Genomic DNA, 19,808 nt, shown 5'->3' on the forward strand with positions numbered 1-19,808 from the left:
TCCGAATTAATCCAGCGTCTTAAATACATTTCCCAGTTCCTCCATCAAATCGGAAGGAAGCATCGCCTGTTTTGAGTATTTTTCCGCAGCCAAATCTCCGGCTTTTCCATGGAGCCAGACTCCGAAAATAGCCGCATTTTTAGGGGAATAATTTTGGGCTAAAAGAGAAGTAATGATCCCGAGCAAAACATCACCGCTTCCACCTTTTGCCATTCCGGAATTTCCGGTGATATTGTAAAAAACATCATTTTCCGGAGTGATAATCTGGGTATGATGGTCTTTCAGAACCATATAAATTCCAAGTTCCGCCGATTTCCGTTTGGCCAGTTCCAGTCTTTCCAATGAGTTTTTTGTCTCGCCAAAAAGTCTTGCAAATTCTTTCGGATGTGGCGTGATGATTGATTTTTTCGGAATCAGGTTCAGATTTTCGGGATTTTTGGCAATAATATTCAGCGCATCAGCATCTAGAAGCAAAGGTTTTTGGTAATTTTTTAAAAATGTTAAAAAAGCAGTTTCCGTTTCCGGATCGGTTCCCAATCCTGGACCGATTCCAATGGCAGCATCCTCTTCCGCCGAAAAATTGGAAATATAATCTTCGCCACCATATAAAAACATCGCTTCAGGACAGGTGGTTTGAAGGATTTCATAACCACAATTGGGTGCAAGTGTGAAAGTCAGTCCACTCCCCGATTTCAAGGCCGATTTCGTAGCCAAAACCGCTGCTCCCATTTTCCCGTAACTTCCTGCCATGATGGTGGTTTTGCCAAAACTTCCTTTGTGGGAAAAATCGTTTCTGGGCGTGAAAATCTCCTTCACCAAATTTTCATCGATCACAAAATACTTCGAAGGTTCCCTTTCTATAAAATCCTTGCTTAAACCGATATCCAAAATATTTATTTTTCCGCAAAAAATTCCAGTTTCGGGATGAAGAAAGGTTCTTTTCCAAAATTGAAAACTCAAAGTTTCATCTGCTTTAAATATAACCGGATTATCTTCTGAAATCCTGTCCGCAAATAAACCCGACGGAATGTCGATGGCGAATTTTGGAAATGAAAGTTCATTGAGAAATTGAATGATTTTCGCAGACTTTCCATCGAGACTTCTGTTTAATCCGGTCCCGAAAAGTGCGTCAATGATTACTGCATTTCCATCAATTTGAAAATCGCCAATCTCATCAAAATCAAATATTCCAATTCCTGAAATTCCCTTTACTTTATTGAAATTGATTTTGGCGTCCGTTGAGTATTCGGCTTGGTCTTTATTTATGAAAACATTCACGTCAAAGCCGCTTTGATAAAGCATTCGTGCTATTGCAAATCCATCTCCGCCATTATTCCCATTTCCGCAAAAAATAAGAAATACCGCGCCATCCTCAGTCTTTTGCAAAATCGAATTTACGCAGGATTCGGCTGCGCGCTCCATCAAGTCAATTGAGGAAACCTGCTCATTCTCTATGGTGAATGAATCGCATTTTCGGATCTGTTCCGCGCTGAAAATCTTCATGTTGTGCAAGGTTTATTTTCATTAAAGTTAATAAATATTTCTGTCTGCAGTTCGGACAAACGTTATATTTTTTTTGAAAAAGCCACCCATTTTTTTAAATTAATTTAATAAATTTGTTAGCATAACATTAAAAATATAAATTATGGGATTTGTACAAGAATTTAAAGAATTTGCCATAAAAGGCAATGTGGTTGATTTAGCGGTTGCAGTGATCATTGGTGGAGCATTTGGAAAAATTGTTTCCTCGTTTGTTGCTGATGTAATTACCCCACTAATTTTGAATCCGGCACTGAAAGCGGCAGGAGCCGAAAACGTAGCAAAACTGACTTGGAACGGCGTCACCTACGGAAACTTTCTGGCCGCAGTGATTGACTTTATTTGTATCGCTTTGGTACTTTTCATCATGATTAAAGGTATCAACAAAATCCAGAAAAAGGCAGAAGTAGCTCCGCCTGGACCAACTGAAGATCAAAAATTGTTGACGGAAATCCGGGATTTACTCAAAAAATAAATGGGGTTTCTATAAAATAATAAATCCGGCCCGAATTTTTTTCGGGCTTTTTTCATTTTATTTTTCCGCTTTCAGCGAATCAATTTTTTCCTGAATTTCGGGGTCATTTGGGTGGATTGCGTAGTACTTGGCAATTCCTCCTTTCTGATCGATCACCATGAATCTTGGAACCCAGTTCAAATCGATGAAATTATTGAAATTATTCTTCCAGCCTTCATCAAACCAATAGTTTTCATTTTCTGCGATTCCATACTTCAGCAAACCTCTTTTCCACTGCTCATGACTTCTGTCCAAAGAAAAATAGACAAAATCAATTTCCGGATTTTTCTGTTTCAGTTCTTCAGTTGCGGGAAGTGCGAGAATACAGTCCCGACACCAACTTGCCCAAAAATCAATGATCAGAATCCTTCCCTGATGTTTTTTCAGTACTTCTGAAATAGAGCTTTTTTTGCCATTAAGGTCAACTATTTTTTGCATCAAAGCTGCCTTTGAAAATTCGGTTTTGCTGATTTTCGGAACTTTCTGTCCCCAAACAGTGACCGAAAAGATCAACAAAAAGGCAGCGATTACATTTTTCATTTTTAAATTTTTTCAAATAATACAATAGGTGAGTTTGTTTCGATGATTGCTTTCCCATTTTTCACGGTAGTCGTAATCCCGGAATAAGCATCTCTTAATTTTGTTCCATCCTCGAAAATACCGGAAGTTGAAACTTCTTTTAAACCTGGCTTTAAATCTAATCCCACTAAAACTTTATCCTGATCAAAAGTTCTGGTAAACCAGTATGGCGATTGAGAAATCATTTGGTGAACTCCCGCTCCGACTGCAGGATGATTGGCCCGAAATTTCCCGAGTTTTTGATAGTGAGTCAATAAAGCTTTCGTTTCGGGATTGGTTTTCACATCGGTCCAGTTCATGTTGGAACGAAGATTGGCATCGCCTTCCGCTCCTTTCACCACCAAAGGACGCGCAGTTTCATCGCCATAATATATCTGTGAAATTCCGGGTGCAAGAAGCAATTTGGTTCCACTTTCAAAGGTTTTTTTTCTTTCCTTGTCAAAAGGCCAACCATCATCATGTGACGAAAGATAATTTAGCACGGTTTTCCCGTTCAAATCTGAATGTAAAAGTTGGGAATAGTTCGAAAAAATCTCTTCATAAGATTTGTTGGCATCGCCTTTAAAATCAAAGTTAATCAGCGAATTGAATCCATTTTGGTAATAGTTTACCTTTTTATCGCCAAAGTCGTAGAGCTGTTTTTGCGAAATCCCGTAACCATAAACCTCGCCAACTGTAAAAAACAAGTTGTCATCTAAAACTTTGGACGGATTGTTTCTTTTGTAAATATCAAATGCATCCTGGCAAACTTTCTGGAAATCTTTCCAAACATCCTCATTCGTATGTTTCACGGTATCCACACGATATCCATCAATTCCAAATTCCTGCACATAATCGGCGAGCCATTTCATGATGTAATATTTCGGTGCTCTCGGATAACCGGTTCTTGCGAAAAAATCATTCAGAGATTGCATTTCGGCATCATATCTTCCTTCCTTTTTCCACTTATCGACCAGCATTTGCGGTAATTCAGCAGGCGCATCGGATTCCGTCAAAATATCCGGCAGATTGGCCACCAAAGTGCAGGCAGTGGTGTTTTCGTAATTGGTGTATTTGCATTGGGGTGAAGTTCGCACCCACGAATTCGGATAAACCGCATCGAGGTTGGTGACCGGACCCGTGTGATTAATGACCGCATCCAAAACGATTCGGATTCCTTTTTTATGGGCTTTTTCCACCAGTTCTTTCAACGCTGCCTTCGTTCCAAAATTGGGATCCAAACTCGTCCAGTCTTTTGCCCAATACCCATGGAATCCGTAAGTTTTCCCCGTCCCTTCATCGGTTGCGCCATGAATTTGTTCCACCAAAGGGGTCATCCAAATCGCATTGATTCCGAGATCTGAAAAATAGTTGTCATCAATTTTATGGATAATTCCGCGCAAATCGCCACCTTCAAATCCTCTAAGCACAGCTGCTTTTTCGGTTCTGCCAAAATTCACATCATTGGATTGATCCCCGTTTTGAAATCGGTCGGTCAAAAGGAAATACATATTTGCACCTTCCCAATGGAAAGTTTGTGGAGTTGTTTTCTGTACACTGGAGCAGGAAGCCAAAAATGCAAACCCCGCGATGATCAATAATTTTTTCATACTATTTTTTCGGACATATAAAGGTAAATCAATTGCAAACCACAATAAAATCATTTCCGATTTTGATTCCATTTTAACATTAATTTAACATAATTTGCTATATTTGCTTTCTTAATCTAGAAATAGAATGACCATTTATCAGAAGATTGCCGAAATTTTGCAGTTCGTGCTGCCCAAATTTTACAAGGAAAGGTATTTCAAGAAATTGGAAGATCTGTCTGCCGGTAATTTTTCTGAAAAAAATATGGAGCCCGAATTGATTTGGATCAAAGATTATCTCCCGAAAAATGCCGTATTTTTTGATATTGGAGCAAATGTGGGAACTTATGTTTACCGCGTGGAACAAAGACTGTCGCCAAAAAACATCTATGCTTTTGAACCCAATCCAAAACTTTTCGCCCGTTTGCAAAGGATTTTTCCTAAAGTAAACCTGTTTCCGATTGCATTGTCGGATAAAAATGAAACGGCCATGTTTAAGATTCCGGTGATTGCAGGGAAAACATATGATTCACGCGGGACTTTGCATACCGATTTTCCGGAAGTGGGCGAAGAAAGAAAAATCACGCAACAGGTGAAGGTCATGAAACTCGACGATTGGAGTGAAAATCAAAACTTGACCCGACTTGATTTCATTAAAATCGATGTGGAAGGAAATGAAATGGAAACTTTGCATGGTGCAAAAAAAACCATCCAGAAATTCCGTCCGGTTCTGATGGTGGAAATGGAACAAAGACACCATGAAAAACCTTTGCAGGAATTGGTTTCGGAAATAGAAACATGGGATTATACCGCGCATTTTATGAACCGCGAAAACTTTGGACTAAAAAAAATAGACTCCACTTTTTTCGAAATTCAGAAAGAAAATGTGTTAAAGAATAAAAGCGAATACATCAACAATATCGTTTTCGTACCAAATTACCACAAAAAGTCCAAGGAATGAGCGTAGTTGCACGACAAGGTTTCAAATATTCGCTGATCGGCTATTTCGGGTTTTTACTCGGAACGGTTTCGTCGATTTTCATTTTCCCGCGGGACATGGAATTCTATGGAAAACTGCGCTACATCTTGCCGACTGCCGAAATGCTTCTGCCAGTAGTGGTTTTCGGGCTTTCTTTTTCGAACGTGAAGTTTTTTCACCACACGCAGAAAGATGGAAAACATCAAAATTTCCTCTCGCTTTCTTTACTTCAGGTGGTGATCAATTTTGCGATTTTCACTTTGCTCTTTTTTGCCTTTTTCCTCATTTTTCCGCAATTCAAAAGTCTAGAACTCTGGAAAATGAAGCGGCTGATATTGCCTTTGATTTTGGTTTTGGCACTTTCCGCGGTTTTCAATAAATACATTTCGAATTTCAAGAGGATCGTGATTCCGAATATTTTTGAGAACATCTTCCCGAAACTCGCCAATTTAGGAGCATTCGTCCTGTTTTTCTGGCTTGGAATCTCTGAAAAAGGTTCATATGGTTTTTTCTTCGGAATGTATATTTTCGCATTTTTCGGATATATTTTCTATGCCAATCAGCTCGAAAAAATCAAACCAGATTTCAGTACCGATTATGTGAAAAAAGATGGTTTATGGAAAGAGGTTTTGACCTATAGTTTTTTCGGATTCTTAGGAAACATCGGCAATTATATTGCTTTCCGGGTGGATAATTTCATGATCGGTGAATTTCTGAATTTTGAAGAAAACGGGGTTTACAGCATTATTCTTTCGGTTTTGTCCTTCATCATGATTCCCCAAATGGGGCTGTTTAACATTTCGGCACCAATCATCAACAAATCCATTGCAGAAGGCGATTTCCAGGAACTTGACCGATTTCATAAGAAAACTTCGCTCAGTCTTTTTTTCCTTGGAGCGGTGCTGTTTTCGTGTATTCTGGTTGGCTTTCCCTATCTCTGCGATTTCATCAAAAATGGCGACCAACTCCGGCAAGCGGAACCCGTTATCTGGATATTAGGTTTTGCCATGCTTTTCGACTTGGCGACCGGTTTTAACGGCCACATCATTTCGCTCTCCAAATATTACAAATTCACCATTGTGGTAATGCTCTTTTTGGCGATTACCACGATTTCACTGAACTGGCTTTTCCTCACGAAAACTCATCTTGGAATCATCGGAATCGCCATGGCTACCGCGATTTCGCTCACTCTTTTCAATGGCATCAAAATCGTCTTTAATTTTATAAAGTTCGATGTTTCGCCTTTGAGCATCGAAATGGTTTACGCCGCAATTATTTCCACCGTTGCGATTACGGTTGCGATCATCCTTCCTGATTTCAACAGAAGCATTTGGAATCTGCTTTATAAACCGAGCGTGGTTTTGGGGATTATTTTCACCGGGAACTATTTCATGAACATTTTTCCGGTGGAGGATTATCTGAACCGCCGGTTTTTCCAGAGTTTATTTAAATTTTGATTAGAAGATAGAGGAAAGAGCATAGAAAATAGACTTTCAGTCAAGGTGGTGATTGTTTTTTCCAAAGTTTCAAAGTGGTTACAGTAAACCGCGCAAAGTATTTTCTAATTCAGTTCTGATTTTTTCTCGGCTGAATTTTTCCTGAAAATCATAGTGGTTTATCGTTCTTTTACTGAAAATTTCAAAAGGATTATTTTCACCTTCGTGCATGATGAATGGAAAATTCGAAGGATAATTCTTTGGAAAAAAGGCCATTTTTCCATATTTAATGGCATCACCGATATTTCCCGACATCTTGGTTTTTCCGTAGATTTCAGTATTGCTGAAGAACTCGGTTTTTGGCTGAATCGGACACCATAAAACATTTGCTTTGTTCATCCACTCATCAAAAGTTTTGCGCGGAACTTTTTTAGTGAAATATTTCATGTTGACATATTCCAAGGACTGCTCCAAATCCTTTAGCCATCGAAGTTCTTCACCATTTGCCTTTCCCAGGAAAATGATTTCAAGGTTTCGGAGTTCAGGTTCTATTTCACCCGTTTTGAACTTAATTTCCAGCTCTTTAATTTTCTCAATGACCTGCTGATAATTCCGTCTTTCCTGCGAAACCGTTCCAGGAATGACAATCGTGAAAATTTTTGAATCCGCATTCTCATTAAACTCATTAAAAAAAATCGGTAGAAAGCTGAATTTTTCATTACTTAAACTCTCATCCAAAACCAAAAGATTGCGCAAATTTTCATAAACTTCCGGTGCTGAAAGCAATCCTTCCTTCCACCACAATTTCAAACGAAACCGGATCTGCTTTTTGAAAATACTTTTAAATAACTGAAATTTTGAAAGTCCGCTGAAATTGAGATTATGAACAATAGCGGCAGTTTTGTGTGTTTTAGAAATCGCATTGAAAACATTGAAATACCTGTGAACCGTCCCAATGATGACCAGGTCGTAATGGGTGTTTCGCAAAGAATTCAAAATTTCAGAACATTCAGTCTGGAAAACATTCGGTTTCTCCACACCGATTTGCTTTAAAATCTTTTCTGAAAAATAATAATCCACTGAAAATTCCCGAGAATCGGCAATCAGTTCCATGAAATTAGAAGCAATTTCCGCATGGGTATCAAGCTCGATGTAGGCGATTTTTTTCAAAATTCAAGATTTGGTTCAGTAAACTTTTTTTCCATTTGAAAAAGCCTCCAACACTTTCGTATTCAGAATTTCCGTTTCCGGAATCGTCATCAAATCCTGGTTCAGAATGATGAAGTCTGCGGATTTCCCTACCTCCAAACTTCCGATTTCATTTTCCTGGAATGCCGCTTTCGCCGCCCAAATCGTCATTCCTCTGATGGCTTGTTCCCGGGTTAATGCATTCTCTTTTTGAAAACCGTTTGCCGGAAAATTCCTGGCATCCTTTCTTGCAACCGCTGCGAGGAAAGTTTTAAACGGACTGATTTCCTCCACCGGGAAATCGGTTCCCAAAGGAAGCCAACCATTTTGCTTCAGGAGATCTTCATAAGCATAGGAATATTTCAACCGTTCTTTACCCAGTCTTTCTTCCGCCCAATACATATCGGAAGTCGCATGAGTGGGTTGCACAGAAGGAATTACAGAATATTTCCCGAAAAGGCCGAAATCATTTTTATCCACCACTTGCGCATGTTCGATTCGCCATCTTCTGTCGTTTTTTCCACCCAAAACCTCACCATAAATTTTAAGAATCGTGCGGTTTGCGGAATCTCCGATGGCATGCGTGCACATTTGAAGATTGCTGTTTTTCAATTTTTTAGCCAGAGTTCTGAAATGTTCCTGATCGCTCAACAAAAATCCTCTCCAACCTTTTTTGTCGGAATAATCGTGGATGAGACACGCTCCTCTGGAACCAAGCGCACCATCGGAATACACCTTGAATCCACCAATGGTGATATTTCCGTTCGTATATCTTCCTTTTTTTGTCCATTTTTCATAATAATCGGGATTGTCTTCCAGCAAAGCGAAAACCTTCATTTTCAGGACATTCTGAGCTTGTGATTTTTCCAGCAGGCTTAAAGTATGTTCGGTAATTCCACAATCGTGAAGGGAAGTCAGCCCATAGGAAAAACATTCCTTCTGCAATTCGGCAAAGTAGTTTATCGCCATTTCATCACTGATTTGGGGCAGATGTCTTTCGACCAGAGTCATGGCGTTGTCAATCAAAATCCCGGTGAGTTTACCGTTTTTTTGTTCGATTTCGCCACCGTTAATTTTCGTGTGCAAATTAATTCCGGCAATGTCGAGTGCTTTCTGGTTTGCAATCGCCGCATGACCGTCGATTCGCTTCAGGTAAACAGGTCGGTTTGGAAAAAGTTCGTCCAATTTTTCCTTATCCGGAAATTCCTTCACCGGCCAATCATTTTGGTCCCAACTTCTTCCGTAAAGCCATTCCATCGGCGCATTTTTGGAATATTCCGTCATCCTTGAAATCACTTCATTCCAAGATTTCGTACCCCAAAGTTCACATTTCCATTTATCAGTTGCATAACCAGTAAAATGACAATGTGCATCGATGAAACCAGGAAAAACGACTTTACCTTCCAGATTCTGGATGTTCTTTGATTGATATTTTTTCAAAATATCCGAAGTTTTTCCAATAGCGACAATTTTCCCATTATTGATCGCCATAGATTGCGCCACATTGAAGTTACTGTTGACCGTGTAGATTTTTGCGTTGTGAATGATTATATCTGCTTTTTTTTGCGCAGAAAAGAAAACAGACATCAGCAAAAGTACAACCATCTGGAGAAGACGGGACTTCCCCGAAAACTGCAGATTTTCAGTGCACGAACTGGTGGAATTATTCATAATTGATTTAATATTAAATTGGGTCATTATTCTTTGATTATATTGTGGAAGGAAGCTTCGGAATCTGGACAATTCGCTGCTGGACTTTACTGTCGCAGCATTTGCTTCCAACGCAGATTTCGGATGTATTTTATTTCTTCCTTCGAAAGTTTTCGTTCTCCTTTTTGTTTCAGGAAAATTTTCATGGTGGTCAAAAATTCTGAAAAAGATTTATTCTTCAAAGCAGATTTTGCCGAGGAGATGATCGCTAAAGGAAAACTCAACCCTATATTGTAAAAATATTCGCCCAGTTTTTCGGCTTTCTGCTTTTTGTATTTGAAGGCGGTCGGACGAAGGTGCTTCACCCACAAATCTTTGATCGTGACGATTTCCCAGCCGTTTTTTTTGGCCAACATCACATCGATATTATCCCACCCAAGAACCGCCCGAAGTCCTTTCATTTGCAAAAAACATTCCTTTCGATAAGATTTTATAGGACCTCTCACATGATTTTTCGAGGAAAGGTTTTCAAAAGTCCACTGCCGTTTTTCATCCTTAAAATCAAAAGCGAGATTTTTTTCGAAAACTGACTTTTTGATTCTGACCAAGCCCGAAACCATTCCGGCTTTAGGGTTTTCTAAGTAAATTTGATTGACTTTTTCCAAATAATTTTTAGGGAAAATAATATCCGCATCAAATTTACAGATGACTTCAAAATCCTTAAGATCCGCCATTTCCAAACCTTTATTGAAAGTCTGCACCACTTTTGCTCCCGGTTCATGAGATGATTTTTCTAAGGTCTTCAATTGGAAGTTTGAAGTTTGAAGTTTGAAGTTTTCCACAATTTCTGCGGTTTTATCGGTTGAACCATCATTGATCACGATAACCTGAAAATCCCTGAAAGTTTGATTTTTCAAGGATTCGAGACAAAAAAATATATTTTTCTCCTCGTTATGGGCGGGAATGATGATGAGGAACTTCATACGGCGATTGCCTCCCGATAATTATCGAAATGGCATGGAACAAATTTGAACAGATTGAACTTTAAACTACTCTGAAATCGCATCTATTTCTCCTCCAAATCGTCCACCCAGTCTTTTATGGTATAAGTTACCAAGCCTTCCGAAACGAAAGGGTCGTTTTTCACAAATTCTTCTGCAGATTCCCTGTCGGTGAAAATCCCCATCGCGCCTTGTCCGGGAACCGAGAAAGGTCCGATTCCGATGATTTTGCCGGCATTGACAAATTGATCCTCATTTTCCTGGTGCTTTGGAAAAACCTCCATCATTTTTTCCATTGTTCCTTCGGGCGTATTTTCATAAAAAACTACTGTTCTCATCTTTCTGGGTTTTGGTTTTGTTGATATTCGAAATCGTTATTCAGTTCAAGAAATCACGCCCAGTTCTTTCCCCACTTTTTCAAAAGCTGCGATCGCTTTATCGAGGTGTTCCTTGGTGTGAGCTGCGGAGAGTTGCACCCGGATTCTGGCCTTTCCTTTAGGAACGACCGGATAGAAAAATCCAATCACGTAAATCCCTTCATCCATGAGCTTTTCCGCCATTTTTTGGGACAAAGGAGCGTCATAAAGCATCACCGGTACAATCGCGGCATCACCATCCGGAATGTCGAAACCTTTTGCCTTCATATTGGAACGGAAATATTCGGCATTTTCCATCACTTTATCCCGCAAGGAAGTATCGGTAGAAATCATGTCCAACACTTTGATGGCCGCACCCACAATTCCAGGTGCCAAAGAATTCGAGAACAGATAAGGTCTGGATCGCTGTCTCAGCATATCGATGATTTCTTTTTTCCCCGAAGTAAATCCGCCCAAAGCACCACCTAATGCTTTTCCTAAGGTTGAAGTAATGATATCCACTCTTCCCATCACATCGTTTGCTTCATGCGTTCCGCGACCGGTTTGCCCGATAAATCCTGTAGCGTGGGAATCATCCACCATCACCAAACAGTCATATTTTTCGGCCAAATCGCAGACTCCTTTCAGATTCGCCACAATTCCGTCCATGGAGAAAACGCCATCTGTAACGATGATTCTGAAACGGTGGTTCTTTTCGGAAGCCGCTTTCAGCTGTTCTTCCAAATCCGCCATATTATTGTTTTTATATCGGTATCTCGCCGCTTTGCAAAGCCGCACTCCATCTATGATGGAGGCGTGATTCAACTCATCTGAAATAATGGCGTCTTCCTCTGAAAACAAAGGCTCGAAAACACCGCCATTAGCATCAAAACATGCCGCATAAAGAATGGTGTCCTCCATTCCCAAAAACCCGGAAATTTTGGCTTCCAATTCCTTGTGAATATCCTGGGTTCCGCAGATGAAGCGCACAGAAGACATTCCGTAACCGTGGCTGTCAATCATTTCCCGGGAAGCTTTCATGACTTCCGGATGGTTTGAAAGTCCGAGATAATTATTGGCACAGAAGTTCAGCAGCGTTTTCCCATTGGCCTCAATCACCGCAGATTGTTGGGAAGTGATGATTCTTTCGGTTTTAAAAAGACCGTCGTTTTTGATATTTTGCAATTCATTCTGAAGATTTTCCAGATAATTTTTGGAGATCATATTTTACTTTTTTTAATGAGGGTAAATTTAAGAAAATTTGCGGTGAAAACTTTGAAAGAACTCAATTAAATCGGAATCTGAAGTACGATGGGCAATCTCTTGAATTTTACTATTTTTGAAAAATGAAGCACCTCGTCATCATTGGAACTGTTTTTCCTGAACCCAATTCTACCGCGGCAGGAAAACGGATGCTCCAACTGGTTGATTTTTTTCTCGAACAAAACTTCAGGATTTCATTTTTGTCGGCGGCAGCGATTTCAGAAAATAGCTTCGACTTAAAATTAAAAGGAATCGAAACTTTTTCCATTAAAATCAATGATTCCTCTTTCGAAAGATTAATCGCCGAACTGCATCCTGAAATCGTCATTTTTGACCGGTTCATTTCCGAAGAACAATTCGGCTGGAAAGTTTCTGAAATTTGTCCGGACGCCATGAAGATTTTAGACACCGAAGATCTGCATTTTCTAAGGAAAGCTAGAGAAATGGCTTTTAAGCAAAATAGAAACGCTCACGAAAACAATTTGCTGAACGATGTTTTCAAAAGGGAAATCGCATCTGTTCTTCGTTGCGATTTATCGCTCATGATCTCCGAATTTGAAATGGATCTGCTCACGAATCATTTCAATATCGATAAATCAATTCTTCATTATCTTCCTTTGTTTGCGGAGAAAGCTGATTCGGGAAGAACATTTTCGGAAAGGAAGAATTTCGTCAGCATTGGGAATTTTCTGCATGAACCAAATTGGCAGACGGTTTTGAAGCTAAAAAAACTTTGGCCACAAATCCGAAAAAAATTACCCGATTCCGAACTTCACATTTTTGGAGCTTATGTACCGGAAAAAGCACAACAACTTCACCAAGAAAAAGAGGGCTTTTTGATTAAAGGAAGAGCGGCGAACAAAGAAGAACTTTTCAAAAATTACCGGGTTTTGCTGGCTCCGATTCCGTTTGGCGCAGGAATCAAGGGGAAATTGCTGGAAAGCATGGAGTTTGGTTTGCCGAGCGTGACCTCCTCAATCGGTGCGGAAGGAATGAATGGAAACTTGAACTGGAACGGGTTTGTTTGCGATGATGATTCTGACTTTGTGGAAAAATCGGTTCAACTTTATTCCGATGAAAATCTATGGACGGCAAAACAGAAAAATGGTTTTGCAATCGTTGAAAATCGATTTCAGAAGAAAGCTTTTTTGTCCCAATTTTCCTTGAGATTAAAAGAAATTGAAAGCAATTTGAAAAGCCATCGAAATAAAAATTTTCTGGGGCAAATCCTTCAACATCACACTTTGCAGAGCGCGAAATATTTGGGGAAATGGATTGAGGAAAAGAATAAATAATTTATGATTTTTCCAATAGCAAGGAAACCCATTCTTCGCGCTGCAGTTTCTTTTTCAGCGTGAGCTTTTCCTGGGTGCAAACTTCCAAAATATCGTCCACATCGAAGAAGCAGAGTCCCGAAAGCAAAAGCTGACCGCCTTTGTTCAACACCGAAACGTAAGTCGGAATGTCTGAAATCAAAATATTTCGGTTAATGTTGGCCAAAATGATGTCGAAATTTTCTTTGCCTAAATGCTCTGCAGTTCCTTGAGAAATCTCCAGTTCCACATTATTTCTTTCGGCATTTTCTATAGAGTTTTCCACCGACCATTCGTCGATATCGATGGCCACGGTTTTTCCTGCTCCTTTTTGTTTGGCGAAAATGGCCAGAACTGAAGTTCCACATCCCATGTCGAGGACTGTTTTGTCTTTAAAATCCATGTTGAGCATTTGCTGAATCATGAGATGGGTTGTAGGATGGTGTCCCGTTCCGAAAGACATTTTCGGCTGGATGATGATTTCGTGAAGCTTGGGATCCGGTGCGTGGAATTCGGCCCGGATTAAAACTTTTTCATCTACGTAAATCGGTTCAAAATTCTTTTCCCATTCCTCGTTCCAGTTGATATTCGGCATTTCTTGGAAAGTGTAGGAAATTTTCACCTCATCGTGCTGAAAGAGGTTGATTTCCTTTAAGGCGTCTTCATTGAACAAATCTTTTTGAATATATGCCAAAATCCCGTCGTGTTCCTCGGTGAAACTGTCGAAACCGATTTCGATGAGTTCTGCCATCAGGATTTCGTTCCAGGGTTGAAGTGGTGAGATTTTAAAATCAAATTCTAAATAATTGTTCATTGGGAAATTTTTTGCAAAAATAGGGAATTTGGATGTCCTTTGGATTTCGTTTGATAAGTTTCTCGCTGAATACAGGGATTTCGCGGATTTATCATTTTTGGAATGAGTGAAGTTTTAAACTAAACTGATAATTTGAAAGATGCTGAAACCGCGACCCGACTTGAGTGGAGCTCTTTTTGTGGAACGAAGTGGAACAAAAAAGCGGGAACGGAAGGCGGAAATTGTCGCCCAAAAAATTACTTGTGAAAATGTTGTGGAAATGCTTCTTCCGGCTTCATCCTTAAAATATTGAGCAAAAACCATGATTTCAGAAAGCCGTAACCGTAGGAAAACATTTGGATATAGGTGGAAATCACCGCCATTCCGGCAATACTGATGTTTCGGGTTTTGTAGAGTGCGTGGAAGAAAACCAGGAAAGTGTAAAATCCGTACATGGCGAGGATAAAACCTTTCCCGATGGTGAAATACTCGATAAATCCTAGCATGTAGCCGATGAGAAACAATGACGGAAAGGCGAAGGAAATTTTTACATATTTCGGGTGTCTTTGGTTGAGAATTGGTCGCGCGCAACCAAACTGATAAACCTGTTTGGAGAATTTTCCGAAGTCCACTCTGCGTTTGTGATAAACGCCGATATTGTCAAAAAAGGCAGTCACAAAACCGTTTTCCCAAAGTGTCATCGACAAATCGGGGTCTTCGCCGATTCGCATTTCAGAGAAGCCGCCCACTTTTTCGAACGCCGATTTTTTCACCCCCATATTGAAACTTCGCGGCTGGAATCTGGTGACCGCCTTTTTGCTGCCGCGAATTCCGCCCGTGGTAAAAACCGAGGTCATGGAATAGGAAATCGCTTTCTGCATGAGGTTGAAACCTTTGTGCGCCTTGTCTGCACCGCCGAATGCGTCGCAGGGAATTTCGGCAATATTTTTCTTAATGTTTTGGATGTAATCCGTTTCCACAATCACGTCGGAATCCACGAAAACGAGCCATTCTGCTTTTGCACGATAGGCTCCAAAATTTCTGGACAAACCGGGACCGGAATTGTCTTTTCGGAAGAATTGGATGTTCAGCATTTCATGGAACAGTTCCACTGTTGGTCGCAAATCGATTGAAGAACCGTCGTCAACGATGATCACCTCGAAAGCTTTATCCGTTTGATGGGACAAGGATTTGAGGAGTTCGAAGAGTTCGTCTCTTCGGTTGAAAATGGCGATGATGATGGAGATGGTGTTCAATGAGTGATGAATATAATGAATGATGATTGCTAATTTGCCGGGTTAGGAAGTTTATGCACCTTTTTCGTCCCTTCATACATCTCATACTGCATAAACCTACATTCCAGTTTTCCGTTGAAAAGCTTGATTTTCCTTGATGGCCGCAAACCGATTTTTTTTACCGCCTCCAAATCCGAAGTGATGAGCCAGGCCAAAGTGTTGGGATAATTTTGTTTGAAAGTGTCGCCTATTTTTTTGTAAAAATCTTCGTCACTGATTTCAATTCTTTCGTCGTAAGGCGGATTAAAGACCATCATCAAAGGAAAGAGTTCTTTTTTGGATTCAAAAAAGTCCTGTTTTCTGATTTCTATGACGTCTTCCATTTCTGCGGCTTCGATATTGATTTTTGAGGCGTTCAACATTTTACTGTCAATATCGTAACCCACTATTTTTCCAGTGAATTCTCTAACCCTGTTGATCCGGAATTCCTTTATTTTTTGAAAAAGCTCTCCGTCGTAATTCTTCCAGTTTTGGAAAGCGAATTTCTTTCTGAAAATCTGTGCAGGCAAATCCATGGCAATCATGGCGGCTTCAATCAACAAAGTACCGGAACCGCACATCGGATCCAGGAAGTTTCCTTTTCCGTCCCAACCGGCGAGTTGCAACATTCCCGAAGCGAGCACTTCATTAATCGGCGCTTCACCCTGTTCTTTCCGGTAACCACGCTTGAACAAAGGATCTCCGGAAGAATCCAACGAAATGGTCACCAATTCGCGGTCGATGTGGAGATGAAATTTAATGTCGGGATCTTTCGGATCCACATCCGGTCTTTTATGGTATTTTAATTTAAAGAAATCCACAATCGCGTCCTTCATTTTCAGCGACATAAATTGGGAATGTTTGAATCTTTCTGAATAAACGGTTGCGTCAATCGCAAAAGTCTGGTTCACATCCATAAACTCATCCCACTGAAAATCAAACAGTTTGTCATAAAAACGATTTTCATCCCACGCTTTGAAAGTGAGAATGGGAACCATGATTTTCAGGGCGGTTCGAGCGGAATAGTTGATTTTGTAAAGAAAACCGAGGTCGCCTTCACAATTCACGGCGCGGTTTTTTACCTCTACCCTTTTCCCACCGAGTTTTCTGATTTCTTCTGCCAAAACCTCTTCCAATCCGAAGAAGGTTTTGATCTGTATTTTTAAGTTTTCTGGATCCATTTAGCTATTGACTTCTTTCTTTTGCATTGGGTTTTCCGTTTTATCATTAGTAAAAATTACCTGCTGAAAACTGATTGCAAAATATGATTAATCCGCAAATTTAGTTAATTTTGCAGAATGGCGTGGTTCGAGACTTGGTTTGATACACCTTACTATCATATACTCTACAAAAACAGGGATTTCGCGGAAGCAGAAAATTTTATTTCACTGCTGGTTAAAGATTTGGAAATCCCGAGTGGTTCGAAAATCATTGATTTGGCTTGCGGAAAAGGAAGACACTCGGTCTATCTTAATCAACTTGGATATCAGGTTTTGGGAGTGGATTTATCGAAGGAAAGTATTTTCCACAATAAACAATTTCAGAACACCACCTTGACTTTCGAAGTTCATGATATGCGGAATGAGCTTTTCCCAAGTGTTTCTAAAGAAAAAGTAGATGCCGTTTTCAATTTGTTCACCAGTTTCGGATACTTTGAAAATGACCAGGATGACAAAAAAGTCTTTCAGTCGGTGAACCATGTTTTAAAGGAAAATAGCTTTTTCGTGCTGGATTTCCTGAATGAAAAATGGGTAAAAAACACTTTGGTTGCCGAAGATTTCGTAACTAAAGAAGGCATCAATTTCCACATCAAAAAAAAGATTCAAGACAAACACATCATCAAAGACATTTATTTTAAAGATAAAGGCAAAGATTTCCACTTCTTTGAAAAAGTGAAGCTTCATACTTTGGATGATATTGAAAAATACGCCGTGGAAAACGGTTTTGAGCGAATCAAAATTTACGGTGATTACCAGTTGGGTGAATTTCAATTGGAAACTTCGCCTAGATGCATCAATGTTTTCAGAAAAACCGAAGTACAGACTCCAGACGCCGAAGATGACCAAAATAAGTTTGAAAAAAGCTCGCAACATCCATTTTAGAAAAGAAAGCAATGATTATTTTACTATTGATTCTGAGCGTTTTAGCGGGTGTTTTTTTGGGGAAATATTTTGGGAACAAAAAGGCGTTTGCCAAAAACCTGCTCATTTTGAGCGCCGGATTTCTCATCACCATTTGTCTTAATGAGGTTTTTCCAAAAGTTTACGATTCTGGAAACCACCATATCGGAATTTGGGTCATTGCAGGAGTTTTGCTTCAAATGCTGCTTGAAAATTTGACCAAAGGTTTTGAACACGGCCACTTCCACCACCACAGTGAAGGAAAAGGGATTCTTCCGTTGGCACTGATGATCGGTATGTTTATCCATGCTTTTCTGGAAGGAATTCCGCTCGCCAATGAAGAGCACGTTTTAAGTCCTTATCTAACCGGGATCCTTTTCCATAATCTCCCGATTTCATTTATTCTGGGGGCTTTCCTTGTTTACCGGGGAAAATTTTCTCCTGCGTCCTGGCTGATTATTTCGGTCTTTGCACTGGCATCCCCTTTAGGACTGCTTTTGGGAAAATACTTTAATCCAGAATGGGAAGTCTATTTTCTGGCGCTGGTTGGAGGAATTTTTCTCCATATTTCTTCGGTGATCATTTTCGAGGGAAGCAAAAACCACAACGTGGACTGGAAAAAAGTGGGATTGGTGATCCTCGGAATCCTGATGGCGATGGTCGCTCACCTTTTTCATCAACATTAATGGCGATTACCTCAGCTGAAATCATGGCAAAACCCATTTCCAAAACAGGGTTTTAAAATAACCTTGATCGCACCGCTAATTTATTTTCAGGTTTAAAGGAAAATTTTTCCTCTGAAAATTACTAAACCACTGATCTTCATTGCCTTAAAAATGAAGAAATGCGGTGAAAATTTTCGCCGCATTTCTAATTAAAAACCAAATAAAATTAATGAAAATTAATTTTTTCCAACACGGTTTCTTTGGTTACGAAACCGGTGTTTTCCCAAACAAGTTTGTGATTTTGATATAGATGAAGCACTGGAATTGCGCCTATTTTCAACTCTTTGCAAAGTTCAGCATTCGCATCGGCATCAACTCGCACCACTTTCACGCGGTCTTTCATGGATTCTGAGATTTCTTTCAGATAAGGTTCCATCTTCTTGCACGGAGCGCACCAATCTGCATAAAAATCCACCAAAACCAATTGGTCTGATTCCAACATTTTGTGGTATTTACCCATGGTCATTGATTTTTTCGCCATGGCTTTGTCTGCGGTTTCCGGAAGATTTGCATACCGCCATTCCATCAATCCGCCCTGTAAGTGGAAAATTTTTGTAAAACCCGAATTTCGCAAGATTTGTACGGCCGCAGAACTCCTTGCTCCGCTTAGGCAATAGACGAAAACCGGCTTTGAGGGATCCAGTTGAGAAACCTGGCTTTGAAAATTACCGTTAATGTCCATATTTACAGCGTTTGCGATATGGCTTGCTTCAAATTCCCGAGGCGATCGCACATCCAAAATGACGGCATCCGGATTTTGTTTGATGAGTTCCGAAAATTCTGGTGCAGCAAGATCAGATTTTACTTCTGATACCTTCGAAACAGAGGTTTCGCCCTGAATATTTTGTGCCTTTTCACATCCCGACCAAGAAAATAAGGCAAAAACAATCCACAAAGTTTTCATCTTAATCATACAATTTTTTTTTAAGGTTAACACTTGCAACTGCCTTGATCATCATTCAATCCGACTTTAGCCAGTATATTTCCCAACAGACACCAGTTGGTGAAAGAGGACTGCAATAAATTAAGGCCCACAAAACCGGTAAGATAGAACCAATTTTGGTGCACAAAAATTCCTAAAAGTAAACTCGCCAAAATCATGGTTCCGGCCACTGCATGAATAATTCTTGTTTTCATATTTTTAATTTAATGTTTAAATTTTAATGGTTGAAATTTCCAACCTCAGTTTGATATACATCTGCTCTTAAATGGATTTTTCAATATCCAGACTTGCGAGGTGGATGCGTGAAAAAAACTCCCGTTTCTGGTTGAATTTTTCTATGTAATGATAGACTTTTTCCACGTTTTCATCGGGAACAAACACGGTGAAAAGTAGCGAGTCACTTTCCGTAACCTGGGTCGCAAACCAGCTTTCCAGCGAAATCTGTTTTCCTTGGGATTTGTAGCCTTTCACGGAGGTATAAGAAAATGCGGAAACTCCTGCATGAACCAGGATTTCTTTCACATTCTTCTCAAATTCTTCCACAGCGGTGATGAGTAGTAGTTTCAT

Annotated in this window: 20 protein-coding genes; 6 read left to right on the top strand and 14 right to left on the bottom strand. The window is 39.9% G+C overall.

Annotation, left to right across the window (positions count from 1 at the left end):
- Positions 1 to 6: 6 nt before the first annotated feature.
- A complete protein-coding gene (locus ACM44_RS11485) occupies positions 7 to 1,503 on the bottom strand; it encodes a bifunctional ADP-dependent NAD(P)H-hydrate dehydratase/NAD(P)H-hydrate epimerase (protein ID WP_048500189.1) in 1,497 nt (498 codons plus the stop codon).
- Positions 1,504 to 1,645: 142 nt separating this feature from the next.
- Between ACM44_RS11485 and mscL the strand changes: the two genes are divergently transcribed.
- Positions 1,646 to 2,014 (top strand): large conductance mechanosensitive channel protein MscL, encoded by a 369-nt coding sequence (gene mscL, locus ACM44_RS11490; RefSeq protein WP_048500190.1) that lies wholly within the window; start codon positions 1,646 to 1,648, stop codon positions 2,012 to 2,014.
- Between the two features lie 57 nt (positions 2,015 to 2,071).
- On the opposite strand, the gene ACM44_RS11495 is transcribed toward mscL, so the two are convergent.
- Both ACM44_RS11495 and ACM44_RS11500 read right to left on the bottom strand, forming a co-directional pair.
- On the bottom strand, positions 2,072 to 2,593 hold the full coding sequence (locus ACM44_RS11495) for a TlpA family protein disulfide reductase (RefSeq protein ID WP_048500191.1): 522 nt from the start codon (positions 2,591 to 2,593) through the stop codon (positions 2,072 to 2,074).
- A gap of 2 nt (positions 2,594 to 2,595) precedes the next feature.
- Positions 2,596 to 4,221 carry an alpha-amylase family glycosyl hydrolase gene (locus tag ACM44_RS11500; protein ID WP_048500192.1) on the bottom strand — a complete coding sequence of 542 codons (1,626 nt, stop codon included), beginning with the start codon at positions 4,219 to 4,221 and terminating at the stop codon, positions 2,596 to 2,598.
- Between the two features lie 127 nt (positions 4,222 to 4,348).
- Here ACM44_RS11500 and ACM44_RS11505 point away from each other — a divergent pair, with 127 nt between their 5' ends.
- Both ACM44_RS11505 and ACM44_RS11510 read left to right on the top strand, forming a co-directional pair.
- Positions 4,349 to 5,161: an FkbM family methyltransferase gene (locus ACM44_RS11505; RefSeq protein WP_048500193.1), complete on the top strand. Its 813-nt coding sequence runs from the start codon at positions 4,349 to 4,351 to the stop codon at positions 5,159 to 5,161.
- Positions 5,158 to 6,636 (top strand): lipopolysaccharide biosynthesis protein, encoded by a 1,479-nt coding sequence (locus ACM44_RS11510; RefSeq protein ID WP_048500194.1) that lies wholly within the window; start codon positions 5,158 to 5,160, stop codon positions 6,634 to 6,636. The genes ACM44_RS11505 and ACM44_RS11510 overlap by 4 nt, the downstream gene beginning before the upstream one ends.
- 78 nt (positions 6,637 to 6,714) lie before the next feature.
- Here ACM44_RS11510 and ACM44_RS11515 read toward each other — a convergent pair whose 3' ends face one another.
- From ACM44_RS11515 to kbl, 5 genes are all read right to left on the bottom strand, one after another.
- Positions 6,715 to 7,785, bottom strand: a complete 1,071-nt coding sequence (locus tag ACM44_RS11515; RefSeq protein WP_048500195.1) for a hypothetical protein — start codon at positions 7,783 to 7,785, stop codon at positions 6,715 to 6,717.
- A gap of 15 nt (positions 7,786 to 7,800) precedes the next feature.
- The gene (locus ACM44_RS11520) at positions 7,801 to 9,474 is read right to left on the bottom strand and encodes an amidohydrolase (protein WP_241477179.1); all 1,674 of its coding nucleotides are present in this window, start codon (positions 9,472 to 9,474) and stop codon (positions 7,801 to 7,803) included.
- An 86-nt stretch (positions 9,475 to 9,560) separates the two neighbouring features.
- The gene (locus ACM44_RS11525; protein WP_048500197.1) at positions 9,561 to 10,436 is read right to left on the bottom strand and encodes a glycosyltransferase family 2 protein; all 876 of its coding nucleotides are present in this window, start codon (positions 10,434 to 10,436) and stop codon (positions 9,561 to 9,563) included.
- An 83-nt stretch (positions 10,437 to 10,519) separates the two neighbouring features.
- Positions 10,520 to 10,792 (bottom strand): YciI family protein, encoded by a 273-nt coding sequence (locus ACM44_RS11530; RefSeq protein ID WP_048500198.1) that lies wholly within the window; start codon positions 10,790 to 10,792, stop codon positions 10,520 to 10,522.
- Between the two features lie 45 nt (positions 10,793 to 10,837).
- The gene (gene kbl / locus ACM44_RS11535; protein ID WP_048500199.1) at positions 10,838 to 12,034 is read right to left on the bottom strand and encodes a glycine C-acetyltransferase; all 1,197 of its coding nucleotides are present in this window, start codon (positions 12,032 to 12,034) and stop codon (positions 10,838 to 10,840) included.
- A 122-nt stretch (positions 12,035 to 12,156) separates the two neighbouring features.
- Here kbl and ACM44_RS11540 point away from each other — a divergent pair, with 122 nt between their 5' ends.
- On the top strand, positions 12,157 to 13,368 hold the full coding sequence (locus ACM44_RS11540) for a glycosyltransferase family 4 protein (RefSeq protein ID WP_048500200.1): 1,212 nt from the start codon (positions 12,157 to 12,159) through the stop codon (positions 13,366 to 13,368).
- Between the two features lies 1 nt (position 13,369).
- On the opposite strand, the gene prmA is transcribed toward ACM44_RS11540, so the two are convergent.
- The 3 genes from prmA to ACM44_RS11555 form a co-directional block, all read right to left on the bottom strand.
- Entirely contained in the window at positions 13,370 to 14,200 is an 831-nt protein-coding gene (gene prmA, locus ACM44_RS11545) for a 50S ribosomal protein L11 methyltransferase (protein ID WP_048500201.1), read from the bottom strand.
- Positions 14,201 to 14,436: 236 nt separating this feature from the next.
- Complete coding sequence (locus tag ACM44_RS11550; protein WP_048500202.1) at positions 14,437 to 15,435, bottom strand: glycosyltransferase; 999 nt, start codon at positions 15,433 to 15,435, stop codon at positions 14,437 to 14,439.
- Positions 15,436 to 15,464: 29 nt separating this feature from the next.
- Complete coding sequence (locus ACM44_RS11555) at positions 15,465 to 16,634, bottom strand: THUMP domain-containing class I SAM-dependent RNA methyltransferase (RefSeq protein ID WP_048500203.1); 1,170 nt, start codon at positions 16,632 to 16,634, stop codon at positions 15,465 to 15,467.
- Positions 16,635 to 16,751: 117 nt separating this feature from the next.
- On the opposite strand from ACM44_RS11555, the gene ACM44_RS11560 reads away from it, so the two are divergent.
- Together ACM44_RS11560 and ACM44_RS11565 are read left to right on the top strand one after the other, a co-directional pair.
- Positions 16,752 to 17,555, top strand: a complete 804-nt coding sequence (locus ACM44_RS11560; protein WP_048500204.1) for a class I SAM-dependent methyltransferase — start codon at positions 16,752 to 16,754, stop codon at positions 17,553 to 17,555.
- Positions 17,556 to 17,566: 11 nt separating this feature from the next.
- Positions 17,567 to 18,259 (top strand): ZIP family metal transporter, encoded by a 693-nt coding sequence (locus ACM44_RS11565; protein WP_048500205.1) that lies wholly within the window; start codon positions 17,567 to 17,569, stop codon positions 18,257 to 18,259.
- Positions 18,260 to 18,464: 205 nt separating this feature from the next.
- Here ACM44_RS11565 and ACM44_RS11570 read toward each other — a convergent pair whose 3' ends face one another.
- The 3 genes from ACM44_RS11570 to ACM44_RS11580 all read right to left on the bottom strand — a co-directional run bounded on the left by ACM44_RS11570 (position 18,465) and on the right by ACM44_RS11580 (position 19,808).
- Positions 18,465 to 19,211 (bottom strand): thioredoxin domain-containing protein, encoded by a 747-nt coding sequence (locus tag ACM44_RS11570; RefSeq protein ID WP_152669349.1) that lies wholly within the window; start codon positions 19,209 to 19,211, stop codon positions 18,465 to 18,467.
- Positions 19,212 to 19,228: 17 nt separating this feature from the next.
- Positions 19,229 to 19,435, bottom strand: a complete 207-nt coding sequence (locus ACM44_RS11575; RefSeq protein ID WP_048500206.1) for a YgaP family membrane protein — start codon at positions 19,433 to 19,435, stop codon at positions 19,229 to 19,231.
- A 67-nt stretch (positions 19,436 to 19,502) separates the two neighbouring features.
- Entirely contained in the window at positions 19,503 to 19,808 is a 306-nt protein-coding gene (locus ACM44_RS11580; protein ID WP_048500207.1) for a P-II family nitrogen regulator, read from the bottom strand.

The organism is Chryseobacterium koreense CCUG 49689 (assembly GCF_001045435.1).
GTDB lineage: Bacteria > Bacteroidota > Bacteroidia > Flavobacteriales > Weeksellaceae > Kaistella > Kaistella koreensis.

Bases quoted from the DNA above. Each gene is read 5' to 3' on its own strand.
- ACM44_RS11485 (WP_048500189.1), bottom strand. From the start codon at position 1,503: ATGAAGATTTTCAGCGCGGAACAGATCCGAAAATGCGATTCATTCACC.
- mscL (WP_048500190.1), top strand. From the start codon at position 1,646: ATGGGATTTGTACAAGAATTTAAAGAATTTGCCATAAAAGGCAATGTG.
- ACM44_RS11495 (WP_048500191.1), bottom strand. From the start codon at position 2,593: ATGAAAAATGTAATCGCTGCCTTTTTGTTGATCTTTTCGGTCACTGTT.
- ACM44_RS11500 (WP_048500192.1), bottom strand. From the start codon at position 4,221: ATGAAAAAATTATTGATCATCGCGGGGTTTGCATTTTTGGCTTCCTGC.
- ACM44_RS11505 (WP_048500193.1), top strand. From the start codon at position 4,349: ATGACCATTTATCAGAAGATTGCCGAAATTTTGCAGTTCGTGCTGCCC.
- ACM44_RS11510 (WP_048500194.1), top strand. From the start codon at position 5,158: ATGAGCGTAGTTGCACGACAAGGTTTCAAATATTCGCTGATCGGCTAT.
- ACM44_RS11520 (WP_241477179.1), bottom strand. From the start codon at position 9,474: ATGAATAATTCCACCAGTTCGTGCACTGAAAATCTGCAGTTTTCGGGG.
- ACM44_RS11525 (WP_048500197.1), bottom strand. From the start codon at position 10,436: ATGAAGTTCCTCATCATCATTCCCGCCCATAACGAGGAGAAAAATATA.
- ACM44_RS11530 (WP_048500198.1), bottom strand. From the start codon at position 10,792: ATGAGAACAGTAGTTTTTTATGAAAATACGCCCGAAGGAACAATGGAA.
- kbl (WP_048500199.1), bottom strand. From the start codon at position 12,034: ATGATCTCCAAAAATTATCTGGAAAATCTTCAGAATGAATTGCAAAAT.
- ACM44_RS11540 (WP_048500200.1), top strand. From the start codon at position 12,157: ATGAAGCACCTCGTCATCATTGGAACTGTTTTTCCTGAACCCAATTCT.
- prmA (WP_048500201.1), bottom strand. From the start codon at position 14,200: ATGAACAATTATTTAGAATTTGATTTTAAAATCTCACCACTTCAACCC.
- ACM44_RS11555 (WP_048500203.1), bottom strand. From the start codon at position 16,634: ATGGATCCAGAAAACTTAAAAATACAGATCAAAACCTTCTTCGGATTG.
- ACM44_RS11560 (WP_048500204.1), top strand. From the start codon at position 16,752: ATGGCGTGGTTCGAGACTTGGTTTGATACACCTTACTATCATATACTC.
- ACM44_RS11565 (WP_048500205.1), top strand. From the start codon at position 17,567: ATGATTATTTTACTATTGATTCTGAGCGTTTTAGCGGGTGTTTTTTTG.
- ACM44_RS11570 (WP_152669349.1), bottom strand. From the start codon at position 19,211: ATGATTAAGATGAAAACTTTGTGGATTGTTTTTGCCTTATTTTCTTGG.
- ACM44_RS11575 (WP_048500206.1), bottom strand. From the start codon at position 19,435: ATGAAAACAAGAATTATTCATGCAGTGGCCGGAACCATGATTTTGGCG.
- ACM44_RS11580 (WP_048500207.1), bottom strand. From the start codon at position 19,808: ATGAAACTACTACTCATCACCGCTGTGGAAGAATTTGAGAAGAATGTG.